The organism is Amycolatopsis sp. NBC_00355, from assembly GCF_036104975.1.
Classification (GTDB): domain Bacteria; phylum Actinomycetota; class Actinomycetes; order Mycobacteriales; family Pseudonocardiaceae; genus Amycolatopsis.
In genome coordinates, this window is sequence record NZ_CP107982.1 from 7,288,764 (window position 1) to 7,312,914 (window position 24,151).

Genomic DNA, 24,151 nt, shown 5'->3' on the forward strand with positions numbered 1-24,151 from the left:
ACCCAGTGAGCCACGGTACCTCCGATCAGCGGGCGAGCAGGGGCCTGCCGGCTCGCATGCCCCACGGCCTCGTGGGCAGGCAAGTTCGTCACGGCGACTCCCTCTCTCCGGTCGCGGCAGTGATCATCACCACCCCCACGACTCGGTGCAGCATACGTGTAGTTACCGCGAAGTAGGTAGTGGCTCGGGTGTTGCGAAGGGGCGACGCTCGCGGTGTCTCCCCATGACGTCGCGCGAGATGACAGACTTGCAACGCTTCGCAGGACGACGGGAAGGCGGGCCACGGGTGAGTGCCGGTGCAGAGACGTTGTCCGGGGTCGGCGAGCTGCTCACCAGGGCCGCCGCGACGTGGCCGGAGCACCCGGCCGTGCGGGAGACCGGAGGCGGCCGGACGCTGACCTACGGTGAGCTCGCGGCCGCGGTCGAAGCCCAGGCCAAGACACTTGTGGGTGCCGGTGTCACACCCGGCGACCGGGTCGCGCTGAGGCTGCCGACGTCGGCCGACTTCGCGGTCGCGTTCTTCGGCGCGCTGCGGGCCGGCGCGATCGCCGTCCCGGTGTCGCCGCAGTCGCCGGGACCCGAGCTCGAGAAGCTGCTCGCGCACAGCGGCGCCAAGGTCGTCATCCATCGCGACACGGATACGGCACTGCCGGCCGGGGTGATGGGTCTCACGCCCGAAGCTGACCCGGATGGAGCAGTCGAGGCCGCCGGCGCCGGGGGCTCCGGCGAGGACATCGCGGTCATTTCGTACACCTCCGGCACCACCGGTCCGCCGCGCGGCGTGATGCTGTCGCACCGCGCGCTGCTGGCGAACCTCGAGCAGCTCAGCGGCGTCGACGGCGTCCTCGAGCACGACGACCGCGTGCTGATCACCATCCCGCTCTTCCACGTCTACGGCCTCGGGCCCGGCCTGCTTCAGGCCGTCTCCGTCGGCGCGACCGCCGTCCTGTCGGAGCGCTTCGAGGCGCAGCGCACGCTGGAGGACTGCGCCGAACACGGCGTCACCACCATCACCGGCGTCCCGACGATGTACGCCGAGTTCGCGGCGCTCGACGCCGGGGAGCTCGGCCGCGGGCTGGCCACGGTCCGGCGGATGACGTCGGGTGCGGCACCGCTGCACCCGAAGGTGCTGGGCGCGATCCGGGAGGCGACCGGCCTCGACGTCTTCGAGGGGTACGGCCTCACCGAGTGCGCGCCGGTCGTGACGTCGACGCTGGTCACGGGCTACCCGAAGCCCGGCTCGGTCGGCAGCCCGCTGCCCGGCGTCGAGCTGCGGCTCGTCGACAGCGACGGCACCGACCAGGCCGTGCCGCTGGACCCGGACGACGTCGACGACGTCTTCGAGGCCGAGGGCGAGACCGGGCTGGTGTCGATCCGCGGCGCGAACCTGTTCTCCGGTTACTGGCCGGACGGCGACCACGGGCCGGACGACCAGGGCTGGTTCCGCACCGGCGACGTCGGCTACCTCGACGTCGACGGTGACCTGCACCTGGTCGACCGGGCCAACGACCTGATCATCGTGAACGGCTTCAACGTCTTCCCGAACGAGGTCGAGTCGGTCATCGCGCAGCTCCCGGAGGTCGCCGAAGCCGCGGTGGTCGGGGTCGTCGACGAACGCAGCGGCGAGGCCGTGAAGGCGTTCGTGGTGCCGGTCGCCGGCGCGTCGCTGTCCGAGCAGCAGGTCGTCGACCAGTGCACGGCACACCTGGCCGGGTACAAGGTGCCGCACGCGGTGGAGTTCGCCGAGTCGCTGCCGCACTCGGCCACCGGCAAGCTGCGCCGCGTGCGGCTGCGGTAGTAAGGACGTCATGGCACAGGTAGTGACGGTGATGGGCCGGGCGGGCTGCCACCTCTGCGAGGTGGCGGAGGCCGACGTCGCCCGCATCTGCGGCGAACTGGGCATCGCGTGGACGGCCGAGGACGTCGACACGGACCCGGAGTGGCGCGCCGAGTACGGCGACCGCGTCCCGGTGATCCTGGTCGACGGCGCCGAGCACGGTTACTGGCGCGTCGAAGAGGACCGGCTGCGGAAGGCGCTTTCGTCCTGAGTGTCCGACCCGGTGAAGCCGTAACACGTCCGTAAGCACCGAGGGCTCACCCGATCGGCCCACCGCTGTCGAAGATGGAGGGGTGAGCACCTTGCAGGACGCCCCCGCCCCGGCCGAGGCGCCTCGACGTCTTTCGCTGCCCGTCTCGACCCTGATCGGGCTTCTCGCCCTGGCCGCCGCGCTCGGCGTCGGGCACCTGGTCGCGGGGTTCGTCGGCTACACGGCCTCGCCGTTCATCGCGGTGGCGAACTACGTCATCGACCACAGCCCGACCGGCATCGTGAAATGGGCCGAGCGGACGCTGGGCACCTGGGACAAGCCGATCCTCAAGCTCGGCCTGGCCGTGGTGCTGGTGCTGTTCGCGGTGGCCGCCGGGCAGCTCTCCCGGCGCAAGCCGCTGGCCGGGCAGGTGCTCGTCGGGCTGCTCGGCGCGGCCGGGATCGCCGCCGTGTTCGTGCGGACCGACCTCGGGCAGGTCTCGCTGCTCGCGCCGGTCGCCGCGCTCGTCGCCGGGCTGACCGTGTTCACGATGCTGCACCGGCTCGCGCTGCCGCCCGAACTCGCCCGCTACGACCGGGGTTTCGACCGGCGGAAGTTCATCCGCACCGGCGTCGGCATCGCGGCCGGGGCCGGTGTCGCCGCCGTGGTCGGCGAAGTGGCCGGGACCAGCACGAACGCCGAGGACTCGCGGGCCGCAGTCGGGCCGCTCGTGCCCGCGCGCACCGCGCCGCCGCTGCCCGCCGACGCCGACTTCGTCAAGCTCGGCTCACCGCCGTTCATCACGCCCAACGCGGACTTCTACCGGATCGACACCGCCCTGGTCGTGCCCCAGATCCGCACCGAGGACTGGGGCCTGAAGATCCACGGCATGGTCGACCGGCAGGTGAACTTCACCTACGACGACATCCGCAACCGGCCGCTGGTGGAGCGCCGGGTGACGCTGACCTGCGTGTCCAACGAGGTCGGCGGGCCGCTGATCTCGAACGCGTCGTTCCTCGGCGTCGACCTCGTCGACCTGCTCGACGAAGCCGGCGTGCAGAGTGGCGCCGAGCAGATGTTCGCGACCAGCGTCGACGGCTGGACCTGCGGCACCCCGGCGAACGTCGCGCTCGACCCGCAACGCGGCGCGATGCTCGCGATCGGGATGAACGGCGAGCCGCTGCCGGTCGAGCACGGCTTCCCGGCGCGGATCGTCATCCCCGGCCTGTACGGCTACGTGTCCGCGACCAAGTGGGTCAAGGATCTCGAATTCACCAAGTGGGACGCGCGGCAGGCGTACTGGCTCAACCGCGGCTGGGCCGAGCAGGCGCCGATCAAGACCGAGTCCCGGATCGACACCCCGACCGGCTTCGCGAACGTCACCGCGGGCAAGGTCCGGCTGGCCGGCACGGCGTGGGCGCAGCACACCGGCATCGCCAAGGTCGAGGTCCGGCTCGATCAGGGGGCGTGGCGCGAAGCCACCCTTTCGGCGGAGGTGAGCAAGGACACCTGGCGCCTCTGGTGGATCGAGCTCGACGTGCCGGGCGGCACGCACCAGGCGTTCGTCCGGGCCACCGATCAGGACGGCTACACCCAGACGGAGAACACCGCCGACCCGGTGCCCGACGGCGCCACCGGCTGGCACTCGGTCACCCTCGACGCACACTGACGGCCCGGAAACCCTTGTACGGCCGGTGATCCGGCCCGGTGGACCCGGGCTCGAGCACGCCACGGCCGCCCGCGCGCACGCTCGGGGGGTGCCGAACCGCCTCCGACCAGTGACTTTGTGCGTGCGTTCACAAGTGGACTACCGTAGGACCATCGCCTCCCGGTGGTCCGGCATCGAACCGGACGCCGGGCCCTGGGTCAAGACACAGTTCCGAACGGCCGTGGCGATGGCCGGCAGGTGCGCAGCGGGCAGGAGACACGGCGTGGTGACACAGCGCGGGGGGCGCGACGGAGCGGACTCCGCCGGCCGGCCGCCACGGCGGACCCCCAGGCCGGTCCAGCCGGACGCCGACAACGCGCCGACGGCCGAGATGCCCGCCGTGCCCGCGGCCGCCGTCAACGGTCGCGGCGGCCCCAACGGGGATGCCCCCGAGGTCGTCCGGGCGAAGCAGATCCCCGAGGCGGCCGTCGCCCGGTTGGCCGTCTACCTCCGCGTGCTGTCCGCGATGTCCGAACAGGGCGCGACGACCGTTTCGAGCGAAGAGCTCTCGCAGGCGGCGGGCGTCAATTCCGCCAAATTGCGCAAGGACCTCTCCTACCTCGGCTCGTACGGCACCCGCGGCGTCGGCTACGAAGTCAGCGTCCTGGTCAGCCAGATCGAGCGGATCCTGGGCCTGACCCGGCAGCACAAGGTGGCCGTGGTCGGGATCGGCAACCTGGGCCACGCGCTGGCCAACTACGGCGGCTTCCCGGGGCGCGGGTTCCCGGTCGAGGCCCTGTTCGACCTGGACTCGGACCTGATCGGCGTGCCGGTCGGCGGCCTCCCGGTCTCCCACATGGACGACATCCCGCGGGTCTGCGCCGAGCGCGGGATCTCCATCGGCGTGATCGCCACCCCGCCCACCGCGGCGCAGTCCGTGTGCGACCGTTTGGTCGCCGGCGGCGTCCAGTGCATCCTCAACTTTGCTCCCGTCGTGCTGCAAGTTCCTGCTCACATCGAGGTCCGCAAAGTGGATTTGGCCGTCGAGCTGCAGATACTGTCATTTCACGTAGCCCGCCGGGCGGATGATGCTGCGAGCAATCAGGGCAATTCCGGATTACCCGCCGCGGGTCGGCCGTCCGACAATGGCAAGGGCAGCGGACGGAACGGTGCGGGTCCGGACGGCGGACGGGAAGTGGTGGTGCGCTCATGAGCGAGCCTGCGAGTGAATCATTCGACACAGCGCAGCCGCTTAGGCGCTCACCGAGCACCAGCGAGGTGACGGCATGAGCGTGTTGGCGGTTGGACTTTCCCATCGCAGCGCCGAGCTGAGCACGTTGGAACGCGTCGCGGTACCGGCGCCCGAGATCGGCAAGGTGCTCGACGAGCTGCAGCAGGCCGAGCACATCAGCGAGGTCATGCTCGTCTCGACGTGCAACCGCATCGAGGTCTACGCGGTGGTCGAGACCTTCCACGGCGGCCTGAACGACGTCTCGGAAGTCCTCGCCCGCCAGGCCGGGATGACGCCCGCCGAGCTCTACGACAGCCTGTACGTGCACTACGCCGGCGCCGCGGTCGAGCACCTGTTCTCGGTCACCTCCGGCCTGGACTCGATGGTCGTCGGCGAGACGCAGATCCTCGGCCAGATCCGCTCGTCCTACGCCACCGCGCGCGAGGTCGGCACGGTCGGCCGCACGCTGCACGAACTGATCCAGACCACGCTGCGCGTCGGCAAGCGCGTGCACACCGAAACCGGCCTCGACCAGCTGGGCGCGTCGGTCGTGTCCGAAGCGCTCGCCGCGGCCGGGGACGTCACCGGCAAGCACGCCGTCATCGTCGGCGCCGGCTCGATGGGCGCGCTGAGCGCGTCGCAGCTGCGCAAGGCCGGCATCGGCGAGATCACCGTCGCCAACCGCACCGACGCCCGCGCCCGCCGGCTCGCCGCGAACGTCTCCGAGCAGGGCGTGCCCGCCCGCGCGATCCCGTTGTCCCAGGTCGCCGACGCGGTGCGTGACGCCGACGTCGTGATCTGCTGCACCGGCGCGCAGGACGCCGTCTTCGGCCCGGAGCAGGTGCTGCCGCGGGCCGGCCGGGCCCTGGTCGTCTGCGACCTCGGCCTGCCCCGCGACGTCGACCCGGCGGTCGGCGAGCTCGACGCCGTGCGCGTCGTCGACCTGGCCACCGTCCAGCGCCGGATGCGCGAGGCCGGCACCCCGACCACCGACCGGCAGACGGCGAAGGCCACCGGCATCGTGCTCGACGAGGTGCGCGAGTACCTCGCCGGCCAGCGCAGCGCCGAGGTGACGCCGACGGTGACCGCGTTGCGCCGCCGCGCGGCCGAGGTCGTCGACGCCGAGCTGCTGCGACTGGACCACCGGCTGCCCCAACTGGACAGCGCCGTCCGCGAAGAGGTCGGCCGCACGGTCCGCCGGGTGGTCGACAAGCTGCTCCACGCGCCGACGGTGCGGGTCAAGCAGCTGGCCGCCGAGACGGCCGACACCGACTACGCGAACGCGTTGCGCGAACTGTTCTGCCTCGACCCGCAGGCACCCGCCGCGGTGGCGAGCCCGACGTCCCCACCGGAGAAGAAGCAGCAGTGACCAGAGTCATTCGTATGGGTACGCGTGGATCGAAGCTCGCGCTCGCCCAGACCGGGCACGTCGCCGACGCCCTGCGCGCCACCGGCGCCGAGGTCGAGATCGTCACGGTGACCACGCCCGGGGACAAATCGATGGCGCCGATCCCCACGATCGGCGTCGGCGTGTTCACCTCCGCGCTGCGGGAAGCGTTGCTGCGCAACGAGGTCGACGTCATCGTCCACTCGTACAAGGACCTGCCGACCGCGCCGGAGCCCGGCATCTCGCTCGCCGCCGTGCCGCCGCGCGAGGACCCGCGGGACGCGCTGATCGCGCGTGACGGGCTGACTCTCGGCGAGCTGCCGCCGGGCTCCACGGTGGGCACGGGCTCGCTGCGGCGCACCGCGCAGCTGCGCGCGCTGGGTCTCGGTTTGGAAATCGTGCCGATTCGCGGCAATATCGACACCCGCATGCGCAAGGTCACCGACGGCGAGCTCGATGCCGTGGTGCTCGCGCGTGCCGGACTGGCCAGGGTCGGACAGGTCGAGGTGATCACCGAGACCCTCGACCCGATCCAGATGCTGCCCGCGCCCGCACAGGGCGCGCTGGCGGTGGAATGCCGGGCTGCCGACGTGGATCTCGAGCACCTGCTCGCGGCCACGCTGGACGACGAGGGCACGCGGGCCGCGGTGACGGCCGAGCGTGCTCTGCTGGCCGCGCTCGAGGCGGGGTGCAGCTCGCCTGTGGGCGCGCTCGCCGAGATCGTCGAAGATCTCGACGCCGAGGGCAAGGTCGTGGAACGGATCTCGCTGCGCGGCACCGCCGCGATCGAGGGCGAGGAAGGCGTGGTGGACATGGTCCGGGCCATCGCGCTGGCCGACAAGCACCAGGCCGCCCAGCTGGGCAAGGACCTGGCCGCAGAGCTGCTGGACCTCGGAGCCGGAGCCCTCTCCGGACCCGCGCAGTAGCGCTTTCACGAGCGCTTCTCAAGACGTAGGAGACCTGCGGCCGTGCCATCACGCACGGCCGCCGCAAGAGGAGAAACGCACAGATGACCCCCGCGCGAAAGACCACCGGGCGCGTAGCGTTCGTGGGCTCCGGGCCCGGCGACGCCGGCCTGCTCACGGTCCGTGCCCAGGAACTGCTGGCCAAGGCCGAGGTCGTGGTGACCGACCCGGACGTGCCCCAGGCCGTCCTGGCGTTGACCGCCGAAGGCGCCGAGGTCCGCCCCGCCGTCGGCGAGGCCACCGAGGTCGCCAAGGACCTGACCAACGAGGCCAAGGCCGGCCGGCTGGTGCTGCGCCTCATCGCGGGCGACCCGCTGACCACCCCGGCCGTCGTGGCCGAGGTGCAGGCGGTCGCGCGCACGAGCGCCGTGTTCGACGTCATCCCGGGTGTGTCCCCGGGCGCGGCCGTCCCGGCGTACGCCGGCGTCGCGCTCGGCGGCACGCACACCGAGGTCGACGTCCGCGGCGACGTCGACTGGGCGGCGCTGGCCGCGGCCCCCGGCCCGCTGGTGCTGCACGCGTCGTCGGCGCACCTGGCCGAGGCCGCTTCGGCGCTGACCGGGCACGGCCTGCCCGCGTCGACCCCGGTCGCGGTGACGGCGAACGGCACCATCAACACCCAGCGCACCCTCGACACCACGCTCGAGAAGGTCGCCAACGACGCCGGCGAGCTCGTCGGGCCGCTGATCGTCACGATCGGCCAGGCCGCCGGGCAGCGCTCGAAGCTGTCGTGGTGGGAGTCGCGCGCGCTCTACGGCTGGAAGGTCCTGGTGCCGCGCACCAAGGAGCAGGCCGGCGAGATGGCCGAGCGCCTGCGCGGCCACGGCGCGACGTCGCACGAGGTCCCGACGATTTCGGTCGAGCCGCCCCGCAGCCCGGCGCAGATGGAGCGCTCGGTCAAGGGCCTGGTCGACGGCCGTTACCAGTGGATCGTCTTCACCTCCACCAACGCGGTCCGCGCGGTGTGGGAGAAGTTCGAGGAGTTCGGCCTGGACGCCCGCGCGTTCTCCGGCGTGAAGATCGCCTGCGTCGGCGCGGCCACCGCGGAGAAGGTGCGCTCGTTCGGCATCATCCCCGAGCTGGTGCCGGAGGGTGAGCAGTCCAGCGAAGGCCTGCTGGCCGAGTTCCCGCCGTACGACGACGTCCTCGACCCGGTCGACCGCGTCCTGCTGCCCCGCGCGGACATCGCCACCGAGACCCTGTCGGCCGGCCTGCGCGAACGTGGCTGGGAGATCGACGACGTCACGGCCTACCGGACCGTCCGGGCGGCGCCGCCGCCCGCCGACACCCGCGAGATGATCAAGACCGGCGGCTTCGACGCGGTCTGCTTCACCTCGTCCTCGACCGTGCGCAACCTGGTCGGCATCGCCGGCAAGCCGCACACCCGCACGCTGGTCGCGTGCATCGGCCCGAAAACGGCCGAGACGGCGGTGGAGTTCGGCCTCCGGGTCGACGTCCAGCCGGAGAAGGCCGACGTCCCGCACCTGGTGGACGCCCTGGCCGAGCACGCCGCCCGCCTCCGCGCGGAGGGCGCCCTGCCGCCGCCGCGCAAGGCGAAGCGGGCCCGCCGCTCCTGAGGTTCGTTGGTCCGTGAAGGCCTCCTTACCGGCTCTTACCGCCGGGAAGGGGGCCTTCACGGCTTTCCGGGGCAGATGCCGCTGAGCACCCTTGCGAGACCCCGGCGAAAGCGCGCGGAGTAACTTGGAGGGGTGTTCCCTGAGCATCGTCCCCGCAGGCTCCGCACCACGCCCGCTATGCGCCGGCTGGTCGGTGAAACGACGCTGCGGCCACGCCAGCTGATCCTCCCGATGTTCGTCGCCGAAGGCCTTGACCAGCCGCGGCCGATTTCGAGCATGCCGGGTGTCGTGCAGCACACCCGGGACACCCTGCGGAAGGCCGCCGTCGACGCGGTCAACGCCGGGGTCGGCGGGCTGATGCTGTTCGGCATTCCCGAGACCCGCGACGCCGAGGGCTCCGGCGCCGTCGATGAGCGCGGCATCCTCAACGTCGCCCTGCGCGACCTGCGGGCCGAGCTCGGCGACGCCACCGTGCTGATGGCCGACACCTGCCTCGACGAGTTCACCGACCACGGCCACTGCGGCGTCCTGGACGCCGACGGCGGGGTCGACAACGACGCCACGCTGCGCGTCTACGCCGAGATGGCCGTCGCGCAGGCCGAAGCCGGGGCACACGTGCTCGGGCCGTCCGGGATGATGGACGGCCAGATCGGCGTCATCCGCCGGGCGCTCGACGAGGTCGGCCACAGCGACAAGGCCATCCTCGCGTACGCCGCGAAGTACGCCAGCGCGTTCTACGGGCCGTTCCGCGAGGCCGTCGACTCGCAGCTCAAGGGCGACCGCAAGACCTACCAGCAGGACCCGGGCAACGCCCGCGAGGCGCTGCGTGAGATCGAGCTGGACCTCGCCGAGGGCGCGGACATGATCATGGTCAAGCCCGCACTGTCCTATTTGGACGTCCTCAAGGCGGCCGCGGACATCTCCCCGGTGCCGGTGGCGGCCTACAACATCTCGGGCGAGTACGCGATGGTCGAGGCCGCCGCGGCGAACGGCTGGCTCGACCGTGAGCGGACCGTCCTGGAGGTGCTGACGTCGATCCGCCGGGCCGGCGCCGACATGATCCTCACGTACTGGGCAGCCGAAGCCGCTGCCTGGCTGGACTGACCGGTTAGAGTCCTCGCGTGACCGACGCTGAAACACCCAAAAGCAGCACTGACGACCTCAGCGGTCTCACCGACGACGAACGCCGCAAACTGGGCCGCGCGCCGGATCCGGTCCTGCCGGGACAGTCCGCGCCGAAGGCCGCGCCGCCGAAGCCGGTGGCCGTCTCGTTCTGGCTGTGGCTGGCCGGTGGCCTGGTCCTGATCCTCGGCTACGTCCAGCTGCTCAGCAGCAAGTCGGCGGTCATCGCCCAGTTCGTCGAGGGCACCAAGGAGTCGAAGTACACGCCGCAGATGATCGCGGACGGCGTCACGACGCTGCTGTGGTACCTGCTCGGCGGCTCGATCGTCTTCGTGCTTCTGTTCCTGCTCTTCGCCTACAAGGCCCGCGAAGGCACCCGCTCGGCCCGGACCGTGCTGACCATCCTGCCGGTCGTGATGTTCGTGCTGATCATGCTCATCGCCCCGATCATCAACGTGCTGACGCTGGTGGCGGTGCTGGTGTTCGTCATCGCGCTGGTGCTGCTGTACCTGCCGTCGGTGGCGGGCTACTTCCCGAAGGCCGGCAAGCGCCCGTGAGCGACCGGCTCTACGCCGAGTCGGGCGTGAGCTGGGTCGCCATCGTGTGGGGCCCGGTGTTCGCCGTGATCGGCGCTCTGGCGGAGCTGGCGACCGGCGGCCCGGTGCACCTCGTGGGCTGGCTACTGGTCGGGTTCGGCCTGTGTGTCATCACGATCCCGTGGGTGTACGCGCGGCGCCGGTTCCTCTCGCTGGAAGTCACGACGAAGCAGCTGCGCCAGGGCCGTGAGAAGGTCGCGGCCGCCGAGCTGGCGTCGGTGACGGACGTCGGCACGCCGGTCGGCGCCCGCGTGCTCGGCGGCGGCTGGTCGGTCCCGCGCAAGTACGATTCGCTGCCGCTGAAGCTGACGGACGGCACCGTGGTGCTGGCGTGGGCGAAGGACGTCGAGGCGCTGCAGGACGCGCTGGACCGCCTCGTCCGGGCGACGCCGCGCGAGACGTGACGCGGGTCGTGGACGTCCGCGGCTCCGCTCGGGCCGTGAGCTGCCCGTGGTCATCACGGGTGATCATCTTCCCGTCCGATGGCAAGCCGGTGGGCGTACCCGGGAACGCCCACTCGCGCCCCCGGACGGTCGGCTCGCGTGGTTTCGGCGGAGTTGTGCGGTCGGCGGGACGCGCTGGACCGCCTCGTCCGGGCGACGCCGCGCGAGACGTGAGAAAATGCTCTCCGTGATCGACCTTCCGCAGCCCACCGGGGCCGAGCTCTGGCCGCCGGACGAATCCGGGTCCGCCGCGCGGCTGCACAAGCCGTGGCGGATCCTGGTCGCCGTCCTGGAGGTCGTGCTCGCCGTGGCGGCCGGCTGGGGCGTCTACGCCTTCTGGCACAGCGGCATGGCCACCGTGGTGACCCGGACCGACGACGGCGCCGTCCTCGAGTCGCACCGGTACTTCGGCGGGCACCTCGCGGCGGCCATCGGGCTCGGGGTCGTGGCCGCGATCCTGCTGGTGGACGCGGTGCGTCAGCTCGCTCTCGCGCTGCGTACGCGCCCTCAAAAGCAGAAGGACTGATACACAGCTCCCGCACAGGGAACGAACAGTCAATTGCTAAGCGGCGGCAGCACTGTTGCCGCATGACGCGGGTGCGTGCCTCCAGGGCATGGGTGATCAACGGTGCTCTGATCGTGCTACTGGCCGGGGCGGGATTCGGGATATACCAAGCCTTTACCTCGGCATCGAACACGGCTCAGGCCCAGAGCCGCAGCACGCAGGTGCGCCGGGCGACGGTCTCCGAGACGATTTCCGCCGCCGGGACGCTCGCCAGCAGCTACACGGGCGCGGCGAACTTCACGACGGCGGGCAAGGTGACGTCGATCGACGTGAAGGTCGGCGACGTCGTGAGCGCCGGCCAGAAGCTCGCGACGGTCGACAGCACGCAGGCGGCGAAGCAGCTTCAGGTCGCGAAGGCGAATCTCTCGGTGGCGCAAGACAGTCTCGACAGCGCCGAAGACGCCGAAGACACTCCGGCGACGAGCCAGAACGGCCAGAACAGCAGCCAGAACAGCGCGCAGGCCGCCGCGAACAGCGTCACCTCGGCGCAGGCGAAGCTGGACCAGGCCGAGCTGGACGTCCAGACCGCGCAGACCGCGCTGGACAACACCTCCCTCTACGCGCCCGGCGCCGGCACCGTCACCGCGGTCAACGGCACGGTCGGGCAGCAGTCCTCGAGCGGCGGCTCGGCGAGCAGCTCGCAGACCTCGACCTCCAGCGGCAGCGGCCAGGGCGGGCAGGGCTCGTCGAACTCCAGCGCCTCGACGTCGTCCAGCAGCAGTAGCAGCACCGGGTTCATCACCATCACGAACATGACCGGCCTGGTCGTGAACACGTCGGTCGCCGAGATCGACGTCAGCAAGGTCAAGGCGGGCCAGAAGGCCACGGTGACGCTCAACGCGTTGCCGGACAAGCCGATCCAGGCCACCGTCTCCAGCATCAACCTGACCCCGACGACCAGCGGCAGCGTGGTTTCCTACGGCGCGCAGCTCGCGCTCACCAGCCCGCCGGACGGGCTGCGGCCCGGGCAGTCGGCGAGCGTCGTGATCACCGTCGCCGAGGCGCAGAACGCGCTGAGCGTGCCGGCCGCGGCCGTGACGACCGCGGGCAACACGAACATCGTCACGGTGCAGGAGAACGGCCAGAACGTCCCCCGCCAGGTGCAGATCGGCATCCGCGGCGAGTCGACGGTCCAGATCACCTCCGGGCTGACCGAGGGCGAGAACGTCGTGCTCACCGCGACGGCCGCGACCGGCACCGGCGGCACGGGCCGGACCGGGACCGGTACGGGCGGCACCGGCGGGTTCCCGGGCGCCGGGACCGGCGGCGTCCCCGGCGGCGGTCAGCGCGGCACGGGCGCCGGCGGCGGCTTCGGCGGACGCGGATGAACCCGGTGATCGCGGTCTCCGGACTGCGCAAGACCTACGGCGCGGGGGAGACGGCGGTGCACGCGCTGCGCGGCGTCGAACTCACCGTGTGGCCCGGTGAATACGTCGCGATCATGGGCGCCTCCGGCTCGGGCAAGTCGACCCTGCTGAACATGCTGGGCTGCCTCGACGTCCCGACGTCCGGCCAGTACCTGCTGGACGGCTTCGGCGTCGGCAAGCTCAACGAGCGCCAGCTCGCCTTGCTGCGCAACCGGAAGATCGGCTTCATCTTCCAGTCGTTCAACCTCGTGCCCCGGACGTCCGCGCTGTCCAATGTGGAGCTTCCGCTCGTCTACAGTGGACTCCGCCGGTCGGAACGACGGCGGCGCGCACTCGCGGCGCTCGACATGGTCGGGCTGTCCGACCGGGCCAAGCACCTGCCGAGCGAGCTGTCCGGCGGCCAGATCCAGCGCGTCGCCGTCGCGCGGGCACTGGTCACCGGGCCGGCGATGTTGCTCGCCGACGAGCCGACCGGCAACCTGGACCGCCGCAGCACCGAGGACGTCCTCGGCGTGTTCGACCGGCTCAACCAGCTCGGCCGCACCATCGTCGTGATCACGCACGAGGACGAGGTCGCCGCGCACGCGCGCCGCATCGTCCGGGTCGACGACGGCTTGATCGTCCAGGACGACGTCACCCGCGCGTCCGGGGTCGTGGGGGCCGCGTCGTGAACCTCTTCGAGATCCTGCGCTTCGCGGTGCGTGGGCTCACCGCGAACAAGCTGCGCTCGTCGCTCACCACGCTCGGCATCACCATAGGTGTCGCCGCGGTGATCCTGCTCGTCGCGGTCGGCAACGGCGCTTCGGCGGCCATCGCGGCCAGCATCCAGGGCCTCGGCACCAACGTCGTCAACGTCTCCCCGGCGCGCGGCGGCGGGCAGGGCGCCTCGGCGCGGCCGTTGACCGTGCAGGACGCGCACGCGCTGGTCGACCCGATCGGCGCCCCCGACGTCAAGGCCGCGTCGCCGGTGGTCAACACCACGGCCACCGCGACCTACGGGCAGACGTCGTATGACATCTCGACCGTCGCGGGCACCGAACCGGCGTACTTCACCACCACCAACCGCGACCTCGCCGAAGGCTCGCTGTTCAGCAGCGAGGACGTCACGGCCGCGCGGAAGGTCGTCGTGCTCGGCCCGACGACGGCGGAGTCGATCTTCGGCAGCAGCACCGACGCCGTCGGCAAGAACGTGCTGCTCAACAGCATCCAGTTCACCGTGGTCGGGGTGCTGCAGGCCAAGGGCAGCACCGGGCTGCAGAACGCCGACGACGTCGCGATCGCGCCGATCTCGGCCGTGCAGAACTCGCTGGCCGGCTACGGCAGCCTCAGCCAGATCGCCGTGCAGGCCACCAGCGCGGACGCCGTCACGCTGGCCCAGTCCGAGATCACCGCGATCCTCAACGCGCGCCACGGCATCCGGCTCGGCGGCACCGCCGACTACCAGATCCAGAACTCCGAGCAACTGCTCGCGACGCGGACGTCGGCGACCGAGACGTTCACCGTGCTGCTGGCGGCGGTCGCGGCGATCTCGCTGCTGGTCGGCGGCATCGGCGTCACCAACATCATGCTGGTCACGGTGACCGAGCGGATCCGCGAGATCGGCATCCGCAAGGCCATCGGCGCCCCGCGCTCGGCCATCCTCGGCCAGTTCCTCGCCGAAGCGACCATGCTCAGCCTGTTCGGCGGGCTGCTCGGCGTCGCGATCGGGCTGATCGGCAGCCGGTTCACCATCTCCGGGATCAAACCGGTCGTGGTGCCCTCGTCGATCCTGCTCGCCTTCGCGGTATCCGCCCTGATCGGGCTGTTCTTCGGCAGTTTCCCGGCGAACCGGGCCGCCAAGCTGCGGCCGATCGACGCCCTGCGTCACGAATAGGAGCCCCATGTCTTCCCCTACCGAACCGTCACTTTCACGTGAAAGTGACCACCAGGGGGCGGCACTTTCACGTGAAAGTGCCGCTTCCGAGCCGACGGCGGAGCAGATCGTCGCCAGCCCGGCGGTCGAGGGCGACCTGAACGCCGAGATGCGCCGCGCGGCCAAGCCGTTCTCCCGCGCCACGGTGGTGCTGGCCGGGCTGGTCGTGCTCGCGGCCGTGTTCGCCGGCGGTGCCTGGACGCACGCCGCGTTCGGCTCGTCGTCGGGTTCGTCGGGCGCGCCGGCCGGGCGCCAGGGCGGCGGCTTCGGCGGTACGCAGGCGGGTGGCACTCAAGCTGGCACCGGCCAGACCGGCAGCACCGGCACCGGGCAGCAGGGTGGCGGCTTCCGTGGGGCCGGCGGGCGCGGCACCACCGGCACGGTCGACCACGTCGACGGCACCACGGTCTACGTGAAGACCGCGCAGGGCGCCGACGTCAAGGTGTCCACATCGGACTCGACGACGGTCGGTGTGACCCAGCCGGGCAAGCTCGCGGACCTCAAGCCGGGCTCGACGGTGACCGTCCAGGGCCAGGCCGGCGACGACGGGACGGTCGCCGCGCAGGCGATCACCCAGCAGGCCGGGCGCTAGTTCAAGACGATGATGGCGGTGTTGAGCGCGGTCGCGAACAGGATCCAGGCCAGGTAGGGCACCTGCAGCACGGCCGCGAGCTTCGACCGGCGGGCGAACAGGACGATCGTCACGAGCACGACGACGTCCAGCACCAGGATGTCGATCAGGGCGGGCACCGCGGCGCCGCCCTCGAAGAACAGCGGCGGCCAGAGCAGGTTGACCAGCAGGCCGATGCCGTAGGCGGCGAACCCGCGGTTCTCGCCGTCGGTGCGCCAGTAGCACCAGCCGGACACCGCGATCGTGACGTACAGCACCGTCCACACCGGACCGAACAGGGACACCGGCGGTGCCCACGGCGGCAGGTCGAAGCGCTCGTAGATCTCCTTCGACGACGTCGCGGCCAGGGCGCCGACCGCCGCGACCACGGCGACGACGCCGAGGAAGCCGGCCAGCACCAGCCACGGGTTGCGCTGTGGCACACGTTCGGTCACCGGTTGTTCCCCTCCCGGGCGGCGTGCGGCCATCCTAGGGGCTCGGCGCAGGTGACGGGGGTCGGCGGCGCGTCGCCCGGGTTTGCGAGACTGGACGGGTGAGCACTGGAACCGAGCAGTCCAAGGCATGGTTCGACCGCGCTAAGGCGGCCATCCCGGGCGGGGTGAACTCGCCGGTCCGGGCGTTCAACTCGGTCGGCGGTACCCCGCGGTTCATGGTCCGCGGCGAGGGCCCGCACCTGTGGGACGCCGACGGGAACCGCTATGTCGACTTGGTGTCGTCCTGGGGCCCGATGATCCTGGGGCACGCGCACCCGGCGGTCGTCGAGGCGGCGCGCGAGGCCGCGACGTCCGGGCTGTCGTTCGGCACGCCGACCCTCGGCGAGGTCGAGCTGGCCGAGGAGATCATCGGCCGGGTCGAACCCGTCGAGCGGGTGCGGCTGGTCAACTCGGGCACCGAGGCCACGATGAGCGCGATCCGGCTGGCCCGCGGGTTCACCGGCCGCGCGAAGATCATCAAGTTCGCCGGGTGTTACCACGGCCACGTCGACGCGCTGCTCGCCCAGGCCGGCTCCGGCGTCGCGACGCTCGGGCTGCCGACGTCGCCGGGGGTCACCGGCGCGCAGGCCGCCGACACGATCGTGCTGCCCTACAACGACCTCGACGCCGTCCGGCAGTCCTTTGTGGACAATCCGGACACGATCGCCGCGGTGATCACCGAGGCCGCGGCGGGCAACATGGGCGCCGTCGCGCCGGACGAGGGCTTCAACGCTGGCCTGCTGGAGATCGCCCACGAGCACGGCGCGCTGCTGGTCATGGACGAGGTGATGACCGGGTTCCGCGTCTCGCGCGCGGGCTGGTTCGGCCTCGAAGGCGTGGCCGGCGACCTCTACACGTTCGGCAAGGTGATGTCCGGCGGGCTGCCGGCGGCGGCCTTCGGCGGGCGTGCCGACATCATGGCCAAGCTCGCCCCGGGCGGACCGGTCTACCAGGCCGGGACCCTGTCCGGGAACCCCGTCGCGGTGGCCACCGGCCTCGCGACGCTGCGCGCGGCCGACCAGGCCGTGTACGCGGCGCTCGACGCCAACGCGAAGCGCCTCGGCAACCTCTTCCGCCTCGCGCTGAGCGATGCCGGCGTCGCCAACAGCGTCCAGTACGCGGGCAACCTCGTGAGCGTCTTCTTCGGCGAGCCGACGGTCCGCGACTACGCGGGCGCGCAGGCGTCCGAGACCTGGCGCTTCCCGCCGTTCTTCCACGCGCTGCTCGACGGCGGCGTGTACGCGCCCCCGAGCGCGTACGAGGCCTGGTTCGTCAACGCGGCGATGGACGACGAAGCGTTCTCGGTGATCGAAGCGGCCCTGCCCGCGGCGGCGCAGGCGGCGGCGGGAGCGGTCCGGTGACCACGGTCGTCCACATGCTCCGCCACGGCGAAGTCCACAACCCCGAGAAGATCCTCTACGGCCGGCTGCCCGGCTACCGGCTCTCCGAGCGCGGACAGCGTCAGGCACTGACCGTCGCCGAGGCCGTCGCGGGCCACGACCTCGTGCACGTCGTCGCGTCGCCGCTGCAGCGGGCGCAGGAGACGGCGGCGCCGATCGCGGCCGCGCACCGCCTCGACATCGCGACCGACGCCGAGCTGATCGAGGCCGGCAACCAGTTCGAAGGCCTGCACGTCGCGGTCGGTGACGGCGCGCTGCGGGAGCCGAAGCACTGGTCGAAGCTGACCAACCCGTTCAAGCCGTCGTGGGGCGAGCCGTACCTGGAGATCGCGCACCGGATGCTCGGCGCGGTCCACCGGGCGCGGGACGCGGCCGAGGGGCACGAGGCGCTCTGCGTGTCGCACCAGCTGCCGATCTGGACGCTCCGGCGGTTCCTCGAGGGCAAGAAGCTGTGGCACGACCCGCGGCGCCGCCAGTGCTCGCTGGCCTCCCTGACCAGCCTGGTCTTCGACGGCGACGAGCTGCGCGAGATCGTCTACAGCGAACCCGCGGGGTCCACCGACCCGAAGGTGACCGGGGCATGAAACGGCTCCTCGTCACGCTGGCCGCGCTGGGCCTGATCGCCGGGTGCAGCGCGGGCAAGGACGCGGTCGTCCAGGGGAGCAGCTTCACGTTCGTCTCCCCGGGCGGCCAGGTCGACATCACCTACGACGTCGCCCAGCGCCAGACCGCGCCGGTCCTTGCCGGCGACGACCTGATGAACGAGGGCAAGCAGCTGTCGCTGGCGGACTTCCCCGGCAAGGTCGTCGTGCTCAACCTCTGGGGCCAGTGGTGCGGGCCGTGCCGCACGGAGGCGCCGGAGATGGAGAGCCTCGCGAAGCAGGCGCCGGGGGCGCAGGTCGTCGGCATCGACGTCCGAGACCCGGCGCGTGACGTCGCGCAGGACTTCGTCCGCGACCGCAAGCTGACCTACCCGTCGATCTACGACCCGGACGGCCGGGTGCTGCTCAAGCTGAGCGGCTACCCGCGCAACATCATCCCGTCGACGATCGTGCTGGACAAACAACACCGCGTCGCGGCGGTGTTCCTGCGCCAGGTGCTGGCCCAGGACCTGCTCCCGGTCACCCAGCGCCTGGCGGCGGAACAGGCGTGATTTAGCCCAGACCGAAACCCCTCCGCCGGCCGCGCGGTTCCCGGTACGTTCCCCGTGATCGTTTTGTCCGAACCCGGGGGTTTCTCATGATGAAGAAGTTGGCGGCCGTGGCGTTCCTCGCCTTCGCCGTGACCACGGCTGTGGCGACGCCCGCTTCGGCGGCACCTGCAGCTTCGACGGCACCGGCCGCGTCCGCGGCACCGGTCACGATCGAAGGGTTCACGCTGCTCAAGCAGACGAGCGGCAACGGCCGGACGCTCCGCCTGTGGCAGAACACGGGCAACGGCCTGGTGCACGGCAACCTGTCCGGCGCCCAGTACGGCGACCAGCTCTACATCGGCAACTGCTGCTACCCGTACGTCACGTACGAGACGGTGACCAGCTACGGCCAGTACGAGCTGAACACCCAGGAATACGCCAACTACGGCCCCCGGGTCGGCGGCGTCCTGGCCGACGGCGGCCAGCTCTACCTCTGACCCGCGAGACCCGCCAGGCCCACGAAAGCCGTGAAGGCCTCCTTACCGGCCATAAGAGCCGCGAAGGAGGCCTTCACGGCTTTTCGGCGCGGCTGACGCGAGTCGCCAGGCCGTCGATGACCACGGACAGGCCCGTCGCGAAGGCCGTGTCCCGCAGCGAGCGGGGCACGGCCGTGCGGCGGGCCTGTTCTTCGACCGTGAAACCGTTCACGTAGCTCGTCACGACGTCCGCGCACGCCTCGCGTTCCGGTGAAGCCATCCCGGCGGCGGCGAGCGTGGTCAGCAGGTGACCCAGGAACTCCCTCGCGGCCGGCCCGGGGACGCTCATCGTCGCGATGACCCGGGCGCCGTCCGGGTGGGCGAGCATCGTCTCGCGGTGGGCGTTCGCGAACGCCGTCACGCGCTCCCGCCACGTTCCCGACGCGCTCAGCCCGCGGGACGCCACCGCCAGCATGTGCTCCGCGACCGCGTCCAGCAGCGCCTGCTTGTTCGCGTAGTGCCAATAGAGCGCGCCGACGCGCACGCCGAGGCGGTCGGCGAGCTTGCGCGTGGTCAGCTCGTCCAGCCCGGTTTCGTCGAGCAATTCGATCGCGGCGTCCAGCACCACCGCCTGGTTCAGAGGCATCGGGACAAGTTCACCACGCCTGGCGCACTTGAGCGTTGTTCAGGTAACTTGAGCAGTGTTCAATAAGTCGAGGAGGAACCATGAGAGTCGCTGTGATCGGAGCCGGGCTCGGGGGCCTGTGCCTGGCCCAGGGCCTGCGGAAAGCCGGGATCGACGTCGAGGTGTTCGAACGTGACCCGGGGGTCCGCGCCCGCTTCCAGGGCTACCGGATCGGCCTAGCCGACGTCGGCCGCGAAGCCCTGCTCGCCTGCCTGCCCGACCGGCTGCACCCGCTGCTGGACGCCGTCACGGGCGACCTCCACGGCCGCCGCGTCTTCCACGACACCCAGCTCCGGCAGCTGCGCGAGCTCGAGCCGATGACCGCGATCGCCGTCGACCGGCACGTCCTGCGCCACCTCCTGCTCGACGGCCTCGACGTCCGCTTCGGCAAGCAGTTCACCGGCTATCGGGGCACCCGGGCCGAGTTCGCGGACGGCACCCACGTCGACGCCGACCTGATCGTCGGGGCCGACGGCATCACCTCCGCGGTCCGCGGCCGGCTCGCGCCGGACCTCCGGCCGAGCGACACCGGCGTCCGGTGCGTCGTCGGCCGCACCACCCTGACGCCGGAGTTCGAGTCGCTCGTCCCCGGCTTCGGCACCGGCGTCAGTGACGGCGAGGTGCAGCTCATGCTCGGCTTGATGCGCTTCCGCCGTCCGCCGCGCGAAGCCGGCCTCGAGTTCGGCGTCGAGCTGCCCGACACACCCGACTACGTCCGCTGGGTGCTGCTGCCGGCGCCGGACGTCCCGGGGAAGGCCGTCGAGGGCTGGCACCCGCGGGTCCGCGCGCTGGTCGAGGCGGCCGACCCGGCCCACTCGGCGGCGCTGTCGATCCGGGTCGTCCGGCCGGAACGGCGGTGGGCGCCCGGCCGCGTCACGCTCCTCGGCGACGCGATCCACGCGACGTCGCCCAGCGGTGGCAACGGCGCCAACATGGCGCTGTACGACGCACGGCTGCTGCGGGACCTGCTCGTCGAGAAGGCGGTCCCCGAAGCCGTCGAGGAGTACGAGACGCAGATGCTCGCCTACGGTGCCCAAGCCGTCGAGCACAGTGTCGCCGTGCTTGACCAGTTTCTCCCGGAACGGGCGGGACCAAGGTCCTGAACTGCTGTGGCGTACGTCCTGTGAACCGGCCCCGGAGTTCTCACCGGGACCTCACTGCCTACCCTCAAACCCGTGAACTCCGTTACCGAGCTGGCGATCTCCGGACCGCTGCTGCTCGCCGCGGGCGTCGCGCTGCTGGCCGGAACGATCTCCTTCGCCTCGCCGTGCGTGGTGCCGCTGGTGCCGGGGTACCTCGCGTACCTCGCCGCGCTCGTCGGCGCGGACGCCCCCGCGGTGAAGGCCGACGAGGAGCGCAAGCAGGGCCGCTGGGCGGTCCTGGGCGCCGCGCTGCTGTTCGTGCTCGGGTTCACCGTCGTGTTCGTCGCCACCCTGGGCACCCTGGTCTGGCTGGCCGACACGCTCACCCTCAACCAGGACCTGCTGCAGCGCATCGGCGGCGTCCTGACCATCGCGATGGCGCTGGTGTTCCTCGGCTGGATCCCCGGCCTGCAGCGCGAGTTCCGCTCGCACCGCGTGCCCGGCGGCGGCATCTGGGGCGCCCCGCTGCTCGGCGCGGTCTTCGGCCTCGGCTGGACGCCCTGCATCGGCCCGACGCTGTCGGCCGTCACGACGCTGGCCAGCGCGACCGGCGGCGCCGAGGCCCGCGGTTACCTGCTGATCGCCGTCTACTGCCTCGGCCTCGGGCTGCCGTTCCTGCTCATCGCGCTCGGCGCCCGCTGGGCCGTGCGCGCCACCGACTGGCTGCGCCGCCACGGCCGTCAGGTGCAGGTCTTCGGCGGCGCGCTGCTGATGATCGTCGGCATCCTGCTGGTCACCGGCGTCTGGGGAGATCTGATGGGCTGGCTCCGCAACGAGCTCGCGGGCGATCTGAGGCTGCCGCTGTGACGACCACGGAGGCACCTCCCGCGGCCCCGCGAGGACCCACGCCCGCCAAGCGCACCTTCGCCTTCGTGCGCAATACCTGGCGCGGTCTGACGTCGATGCGCACCGCGCTCGTCCTGCTGTTCCTGCTGGCACTGGCCGCGCTGCCGGGCGCGCTCCTGCCGCAGCGGAAGCTCAACGCGCCCAAGGTCGACGAGTACATCAGCGCGCACGGCTGGTGGGGCACGCTGCTCGACAAGCTCGAGTTCTACGACGTCTACTCCAGCATCTGGTTCTCGGCGATCTACCTGCTGCTGATGATCTCGCTGGTCGGCTGCCTCACGCCGCGCAGCTTCGAGTACGTCAAGGCGATGCGCGCCAAGCCGGTGCTGACCCCGCGCAACCTGGCGCGGATGCCGCACTACCGGCTGGGCCGCGGCAAGCAGGACGTCGCCGCCGAGATCAGGGGAGTCCACAAGCAGCTCTCCGGCTGGCGGCGCGTCGAGCGCGAAGAGGCCGACGGCGTCCGCACGATCTCCGCCGAACGCGGGTTCCTGCGCGAGACCGGCAACCTGATCTTCCACTTCAGCATGCTGGGCCTGATCGTGTTCTTCGCGCTGGGCAAGCTGTACGGCTACGAAGGCCAGGTCATCGTCCAGGCCGACGGCAGCACGTTCTGCAACTCCGGCATCTACAACTACGACTCCTTCAACGCGGGCCTGCGCGTCGACGGCACCGACCTCGACCCGTTCTGCGTGAAGATCAACGACTTCACCGCGCGCTACACCGACGCCGGCGAGCCGGAGTACTACCACTCGAACATCGAGTACCAGTCCGGCGCCGACCTCGACACGAACACCTGGCGCCCGTACGGCCTCGAGGTCAACTCGCCGCTGCGCACCGTCGGCGACCGCGTCTACCTGCTCGGCCAGGGCTACTCGCCGAAGTTCACGGTGACCTTCCCGGACGGCACCCAGCGCACCCAGAACACGCAGTGGCGCACGGTCGACCCGACCACGATGCTCGCCGAGGGCGCGACGAAGTTCGACCAGCCCGGCGTCACCGACGAGGTGCAGCGGCGGACCCGCCAGCTGGCCATCACCGGCCTGTTCGCGCCGACGTCGTTCCTGCACGGCAACGTCCTGACGTCGTCGGCACCGCAGCTGACCGACCCCGCCGTCGCCGTCGACATCCTGCGCGGCGACCTCGGGCTGGACGCCGGGCGCGGGCAGTCGGTGTTCGAGGTCGACCAGTCGATGGTCGACGACGGGCGGCTGAAGAAGATCGCCCGCGAGAACCTGAAGGTCGGCCAGGAGATCAAGCTCGACGACGGCACGAAGGTCCGCTTCGACGGCGTCGGCCACTGGGTCTCGCTCCAGGTCTCCCACGACCCGACGCAGGGTTTCGTGCTCGGCTTCGCCATCTCGATGTTCCTCGGCCTCGGCGCGTCCTTGCTGGTCAAGCGGCGTCGGCTGTGGGTCCGGGTGAAGCCGGGAACCGAGAGTGAGCCGAGTACGGTGATCGAGGTCGCCGGGCTGGCCCGCACGGATCAGGCCGGGTACGGCGAAGAGTTCCACCGGATCAGCGAACGCCTGATCAGTGGTCAGAAGGGCTGAGGCAATGCCGATCAACGAGACGCTGTCGCAGTACAGCGACTGGCTGTACACCACCGCCGCGGCGATCTACGTCGTCGCGCTGATGTTCACCCTGATCGAGCAGGGCTTCGGCGCCAAGGGCCGGCTCGCCACCGAGCGGGCCAAGCTGCGGGCGCGCGAGCTCGTCGGCGCCGGCGGACCGCCGGTCGAGCAGGTCCAGGCCGCGCAGAGCCAGGTCGGGCGGCCCGAGCGGATCGGCCGGATGGGCGCGTCGCTGCTGGTGCTCGGCGCGGTGCTGCAACTGTCGGCGATCGTGCTGCGCGGGCTCGCCGTGCACCGCGCGCCGTGGGGCAACATGTACGAGTACGGCATGGCGGTCACCTTCATCACGGTGCTCACCTGGCTGATCGTGATGTGGAAGTTCCCGGTCCGCCACCTCACCGGTTTCCTGCTGCTGCCCGTCGTGATCCTGATGTTCATCAACGGCACGCTGCTCTACACGACCGCCGCGCCGGTCCAGCCCGCGCTGCAGTCGTACTGGCTGGTCATCCACGTCTCGGCGGCCATCATCGGCTCCGGCGTCTTCCTGGTGCCGGGCGTGGCGAGCGTGCTGTTCCTGTTCCGTGCGGCCTACGAGAAGGACAACACGAAGTTCGCGCGCTTCGCCTCGAAGCTGCCCGCGGCAGACGTCCTCGACCGGATCGCCTACCGGACGACGATCTTCGCGTTCCCGGTCTTCACCTTCGGCGTGCTCTGCGGCGCCGTCTGGGCCGAGTCGGCCTGGGGCCGGTTCTGGGGCTGGGACCCCAAGGAGACCGTGGCGTTCATCGCCTGGGTCGTCTACGCGGCCTACCTGCACTCACGGGCGACGGCCGGCTGGCGCGGCGCCCGGGCGGCGGCCATCAACATCGTCGGGTTCGCCGCGATCATCTTCAACCTGTTCTTCGTGAACCTCGTCACCGCGGGCTTGCACTCCTACGCCGGGGTGGGCTGA

At 71.3% G+C, this 24,151-nt stretch carries 25 protein-coding genes; 23 read left to right on the forward strand and 2 right to left on the reverse strand.

Translation table 11 applies throughout. The features are described 5' to 3' along the window. Positions 1 to 238: 238 nt before the first annotated feature. From OHS18_RS33405 to OHS18_RS33475, 15 genes are all read left to right on the forward strand, one after another. Entirely contained in the window at positions 239 to 1,798 is a 1,560-nt protein-coding gene (locus tag OHS18_RS33405; protein WP_442874319.1) for an AMP-binding protein, read from the forward strand. Positions 1,799 to 1,808: 10 nt separating this feature from the next. After that, positions 1,809 to 2,048, forward strand: a complete 240-nt coding sequence (locus tag OHS18_RS33410; protein ID WP_328613528.1) for a glutaredoxin family protein — start codon at positions 1,809 to 1,811, stop codon at positions 2,046 to 2,048. A gap of 82 nt (positions 2,049 to 2,130) precedes the next feature. Then, positions 2,131 to 3,696 (forward strand): molybdopterin-dependent oxidoreductase, encoded by a 1,566-nt coding sequence (locus OHS18_RS33415; protein WP_328613529.1) that lies wholly within the window; start codon positions 2,131 to 2,133, stop codon positions 3,694 to 3,696. Positions 3,697 to 3,958: 262 nt separating this feature from the next. Next, positions 3,959 to 4,888 carry a redox-sensing transcriptional repressor Rex gene (locus OHS18_RS33420; protein ID WP_328445840.1) on the forward strand — a complete coding sequence of 310 codons (930 nt, stop codon included), beginning with the start codon at positions 3,959 to 3,961 and terminating at the stop codon, positions 4,886 to 4,888. Positions 4,889 to 4,961: 73 nt separating this feature from the next. Next, positions 4,962 to 6,275: a glutamyl-tRNA reductase gene (locus tag OHS18_RS33425; protein ID WP_328613530.1), complete on the forward strand. Its 1,314-nt coding sequence runs from the start codon at positions 4,962 to 4,964 to the stop codon at positions 6,273 to 6,275. 14 nt (positions 6,276 to 6,289) lie between these two features. Beyond that, positions 6,290 to 7,219 (forward strand): hydroxymethylbilane synthase, encoded by a 930-nt coding sequence (gene hemC / locus OHS18_RS33430; protein ID WP_328445836.1) that lies wholly within the window; start codon positions 6,290 to 6,292, stop codon positions 7,217 to 7,219. Between the two features lie 83 nt (positions 7,220 to 7,302). Beyond that, positions 7,303 to 8,835, forward strand: coding sequence for a bifunctional uroporphyrinogen-III C-methyltransferase/uroporphyrinogen-III synthase (locus OHS18_RS33435; protein ID WP_328445834.1), 1,533 nt, complete (start codon positions 7,303 to 7,305; stop codon positions 8,833 to 8,835). A gap of 132 nt (positions 8,836 to 8,967) precedes the next feature. Then, a complete protein-coding gene (gene hemB, locus OHS18_RS33440) occupies positions 8,968 to 9,939 on the forward strand; it encodes a porphobilinogen synthase (protein WP_247060290.1) in 972 nt (323 codons plus the stop codon). Between the two features lie 17 nt (positions 9,940 to 9,956). Continuing rightward, a complete protein-coding gene (locus tag OHS18_RS33445) occupies positions 9,957 to 10,514 on the forward strand; it encodes a hypothetical protein (protein WP_328445832.1) in 558 nt (185 codons plus the stop codon). Next, positions 10,511 to 10,957, forward strand: coding sequence for a hypothetical protein (locus OHS18_RS33450; RefSeq protein WP_328613531.1), 447 nt, complete (start codon positions 10,511 to 10,513; stop codon positions 10,955 to 10,957). The genes OHS18_RS33445 and OHS18_RS33450 overlap by 4 nt, the downstream gene beginning before the upstream one ends. 226 nt (positions 10,958 to 11,183) lie before the next feature. Then, positions 11,184 to 11,522: a hypothetical protein gene (locus tag OHS18_RS33455; RefSeq protein WP_328445828.1), complete on the forward strand. Its 339-nt coding sequence runs from the start codon at positions 11,184 to 11,186 to the stop codon at positions 11,520 to 11,522. Positions 11,523 to 11,584: 62 nt separating this feature from the next. Next, on the forward strand, positions 11,585 to 12,889 hold the full coding sequence (locus tag OHS18_RS33460) for an efflux RND transporter periplasmic adaptor subunit (protein ID WP_328613532.1): 1,305 nt from the start codon (positions 11,585 to 11,587) through the stop codon (positions 12,887 to 12,889). After that, entirely contained in the window at positions 12,886 to 13,599 is a 714-nt protein-coding gene (locus tag OHS18_RS33465; protein WP_328613533.1) for an ABC transporter ATP-binding protein, read from the forward strand. Before OHS18_RS33460 ends, OHS18_RS33465 begins: the two co-directional genes overlap by 4 nt. Beyond that, on the forward strand, positions 13,596 to 14,801 hold the full coding sequence (locus OHS18_RS33470) for an ABC transporter permease (protein ID WP_328613534.1): 1,206 nt from the start codon (positions 13,596 to 13,598) through the stop codon (positions 14,799 to 14,801). The genes OHS18_RS33465 and OHS18_RS33470 overlap by 4 nt, the downstream gene beginning before the upstream one ends. Positions 14,802 to 14,808: 7 nt before the next feature. Further along, entirely contained in the window at positions 14,809 to 15,432 is a 624-nt protein-coding gene (locus OHS18_RS33475; RefSeq protein WP_328613535.1) for a hypothetical protein, read from the forward strand. Here the strand turns inward: OHS18_RS33475 and OHS18_RS33480 are convergent. After that, entirely contained in the window at positions 15,429 to 15,905 is a 477-nt protein-coding gene (locus OHS18_RS33480) for a TspO/MBR family protein (protein ID WP_328445819.1), read from the reverse strand. The genes OHS18_RS33475 and OHS18_RS33480 overlap by 4 nt on opposite strands. A 98-nt stretch (positions 15,906 to 16,003) precedes the next feature. Between OHS18_RS33480 and hemL the strand changes: the two genes are divergently transcribed. The 4 genes from hemL to OHS18_RS33500 all read left to right on the forward strand — a co-directional run bounded on the left by hemL (position 16,004) and on the right by OHS18_RS33500 (position 18,973). Next, complete coding sequence (gene hemL / locus OHS18_RS33485) at positions 16,004 to 17,305, forward strand: glutamate-1-semialdehyde 2,1-aminomutase (RefSeq protein WP_328613536.1); 1,302 nt, start codon at positions 16,004 to 16,006, stop codon at positions 17,303 to 17,305. After that, a complete protein-coding gene (locus tag OHS18_RS33490) occupies positions 17,302 to 17,928 on the forward strand; it encodes a histidine phosphatase family protein (RefSeq protein ID WP_247060305.1) in 627 nt (208 codons plus the stop codon). The genes hemL and OHS18_RS33490 overlap by 4 nt, the downstream gene beginning before the upstream one ends. Further along, the gene (locus OHS18_RS33495) at positions 17,925 to 18,497 is read left to right on the forward strand and encodes a TlpA family protein disulfide reductase (RefSeq protein ID WP_328613537.1); all 573 of its coding nucleotides are present in this window, start codon (positions 17,925 to 17,927) and stop codon (positions 18,495 to 18,497) included. The genes OHS18_RS33490 and OHS18_RS33495 overlap by 4 nt, the downstream gene beginning before the upstream one ends. 86 nt (positions 18,498 to 18,583) lie before the next feature. Next, positions 18,584 to 18,973: a hypothetical protein gene (locus OHS18_RS33500; protein ID WP_328445812.1), complete on the forward strand. Its 390-nt coding sequence runs from the start codon at positions 18,584 to 18,586 to the stop codon at positions 18,971 to 18,973. Between the two features lie 73 nt (positions 18,974 to 19,046). Here the strand turns inward: OHS18_RS33500 and OHS18_RS33505 are convergent, their stop codons facing one another. Next, the gene (locus OHS18_RS33505; RefSeq protein WP_328445810.1) at positions 19,047 to 19,598 is read right to left on the reverse strand and encodes a TetR/AcrR family transcriptional regulator C-terminal domain-containing protein; all 552 of its coding nucleotides are present in this window, start codon (positions 19,596 to 19,598) and stop codon (positions 19,047 to 19,049) included. Positions 19,599 to 19,678: 80 nt separating this feature from the next. Between OHS18_RS33505 and OHS18_RS33510 the strand changes: the two genes are divergently transcribed. The 4 genes from OHS18_RS33510 (at position 19,679) to ccsB (ending at position 24,151) form a co-directional block, all read left to right on the forward strand. Beyond that, the gene (locus tag OHS18_RS33510) at positions 19,679 to 20,740 is read left to right on the forward strand and encodes an FAD-dependent oxidoreductase (protein ID WP_328613538.1); all 1,062 of its coding nucleotides are present in this window, start codon (positions 19,679 to 19,681) and stop codon (positions 20,738 to 20,740) included. Between the two features lie 72 nt (positions 20,741 to 20,812). Continuing rightward, positions 20,813 to 21,586: a cytochrome c biogenesis CcdA family protein gene (locus OHS18_RS33515; protein WP_328445806.1), complete on the forward strand. Its 774-nt coding sequence runs from the start codon at positions 20,813 to 20,815 to the stop codon at positions 21,584 to 21,586. Next, a complete protein-coding gene (gene resB / locus OHS18_RS33520) occupies positions 21,583 to 23,178 on the forward strand; it encodes a cytochrome c biogenesis protein ResB (protein ID WP_328613539.1) in 1,596 nt (531 codons plus the stop codon). Before OHS18_RS33515 ends, resB begins: the two co-directional genes overlap by 4 nt. A 4-nt stretch (positions 23,179 to 23,182) precedes the next feature. Continuing rightward, positions 23,183 to 24,151 carry a c-type cytochrome biogenesis protein CcsB gene (ccsB, locus tag OHS18_RS33525; RefSeq protein WP_328445802.1) on the forward strand — a complete coding sequence of 323 codons (969 nt, stop codon included), beginning with the start codon at positions 23,183 to 23,185 and terminating at the stop codon, positions 24,149 to 24,151.

Bases quoted from the DNA above. Each gene is read 5' to 3' on its own strand.
- hemC (WP_328445836.1), top strand. From the start codon at position 6,290: ATGGGTACGCGTGGATCGAAGCTCGCGCTCGCCCAGACCGGGCACGTC.
- OHS18_RS33500 (WP_328445812.1), top strand. From the start codon at position 18,584: ATGATGAAGAAGTTGGCGGCCGTGGCGTTCCTCGCCTTCGCCGTGACC.
- OHS18_RS33465 (WP_328613533.1), top strand. From the start codon at position 12,886: ATGAACCCGGTGATCGCGGTCTCCGGACTGCGCAAGACCTACGGCGCG.
- OHS18_RS33410 (WP_328613528.1), top strand. From the start codon at position 1,809: ATGGCACAGGTAGTGACGGTGATGGGCCGGGCGGGCTGCCACCTCTGC.
- OHS18_RS33495 (WP_328613537.1), top strand. From the start codon at position 17,925: ATGAAACGGCTCCTCGTCACGCTGGCCGCGCTGGGCCTGATCGCCGGG.
- OHS18_RS33475 (WP_328613535.1), top strand. From the start codon at position 14,809: ATGTCTTCCCCTACCGAACCGTCACTTTCACGTGAAAGTGACCACCAG.
- OHS18_RS33510 (WP_328613538.1), top strand. From the start codon at position 19,679: ATGAGAGTCGCTGTGATCGGAGCCGGGCTCGGGGGCCTGTGCCTGGCC.
- ccsB (WP_328445802.1), top strand. From the start codon at position 23,183: ATGCCGATCAACGAGACGCTGTCGCAGTACAGCGACTGGCTGTACACC.
- OHS18_RS33405 (WP_442874319.1), top strand. From the start codon at position 239: ATGACAGACTTGCAACGCTTCGCAGGACGACGGGAAGGCGGGCCACGG.
- OHS18_RS33505 (WP_328445810.1), bottom strand. From the start codon at position 19,598: ATGCCTCTGAACCAGGCGGTGGTGCTGGACGCCGCGATCGAATTGCTC.
- OHS18_RS33425 (WP_328613530.1), top strand. From the start codon at position 4,962: ATGAGCGTGTTGGCGGTTGGACTTTCCCATCGCAGCGCCGAGCTGAGC.
- OHS18_RS33460 (WP_328613532.1), top strand. From the start codon at position 11,585: ATGACGCGGGTGCGTGCCTCCAGGGCATGGGTGATCAACGGTGCTCTG.
- OHS18_RS33435 (WP_328445834.1), top strand. From the start codon at position 7,303: ATGACCCCCGCGCGAAAGACCACCGGGCGCGTAGCGTTCGTGGGCTCC.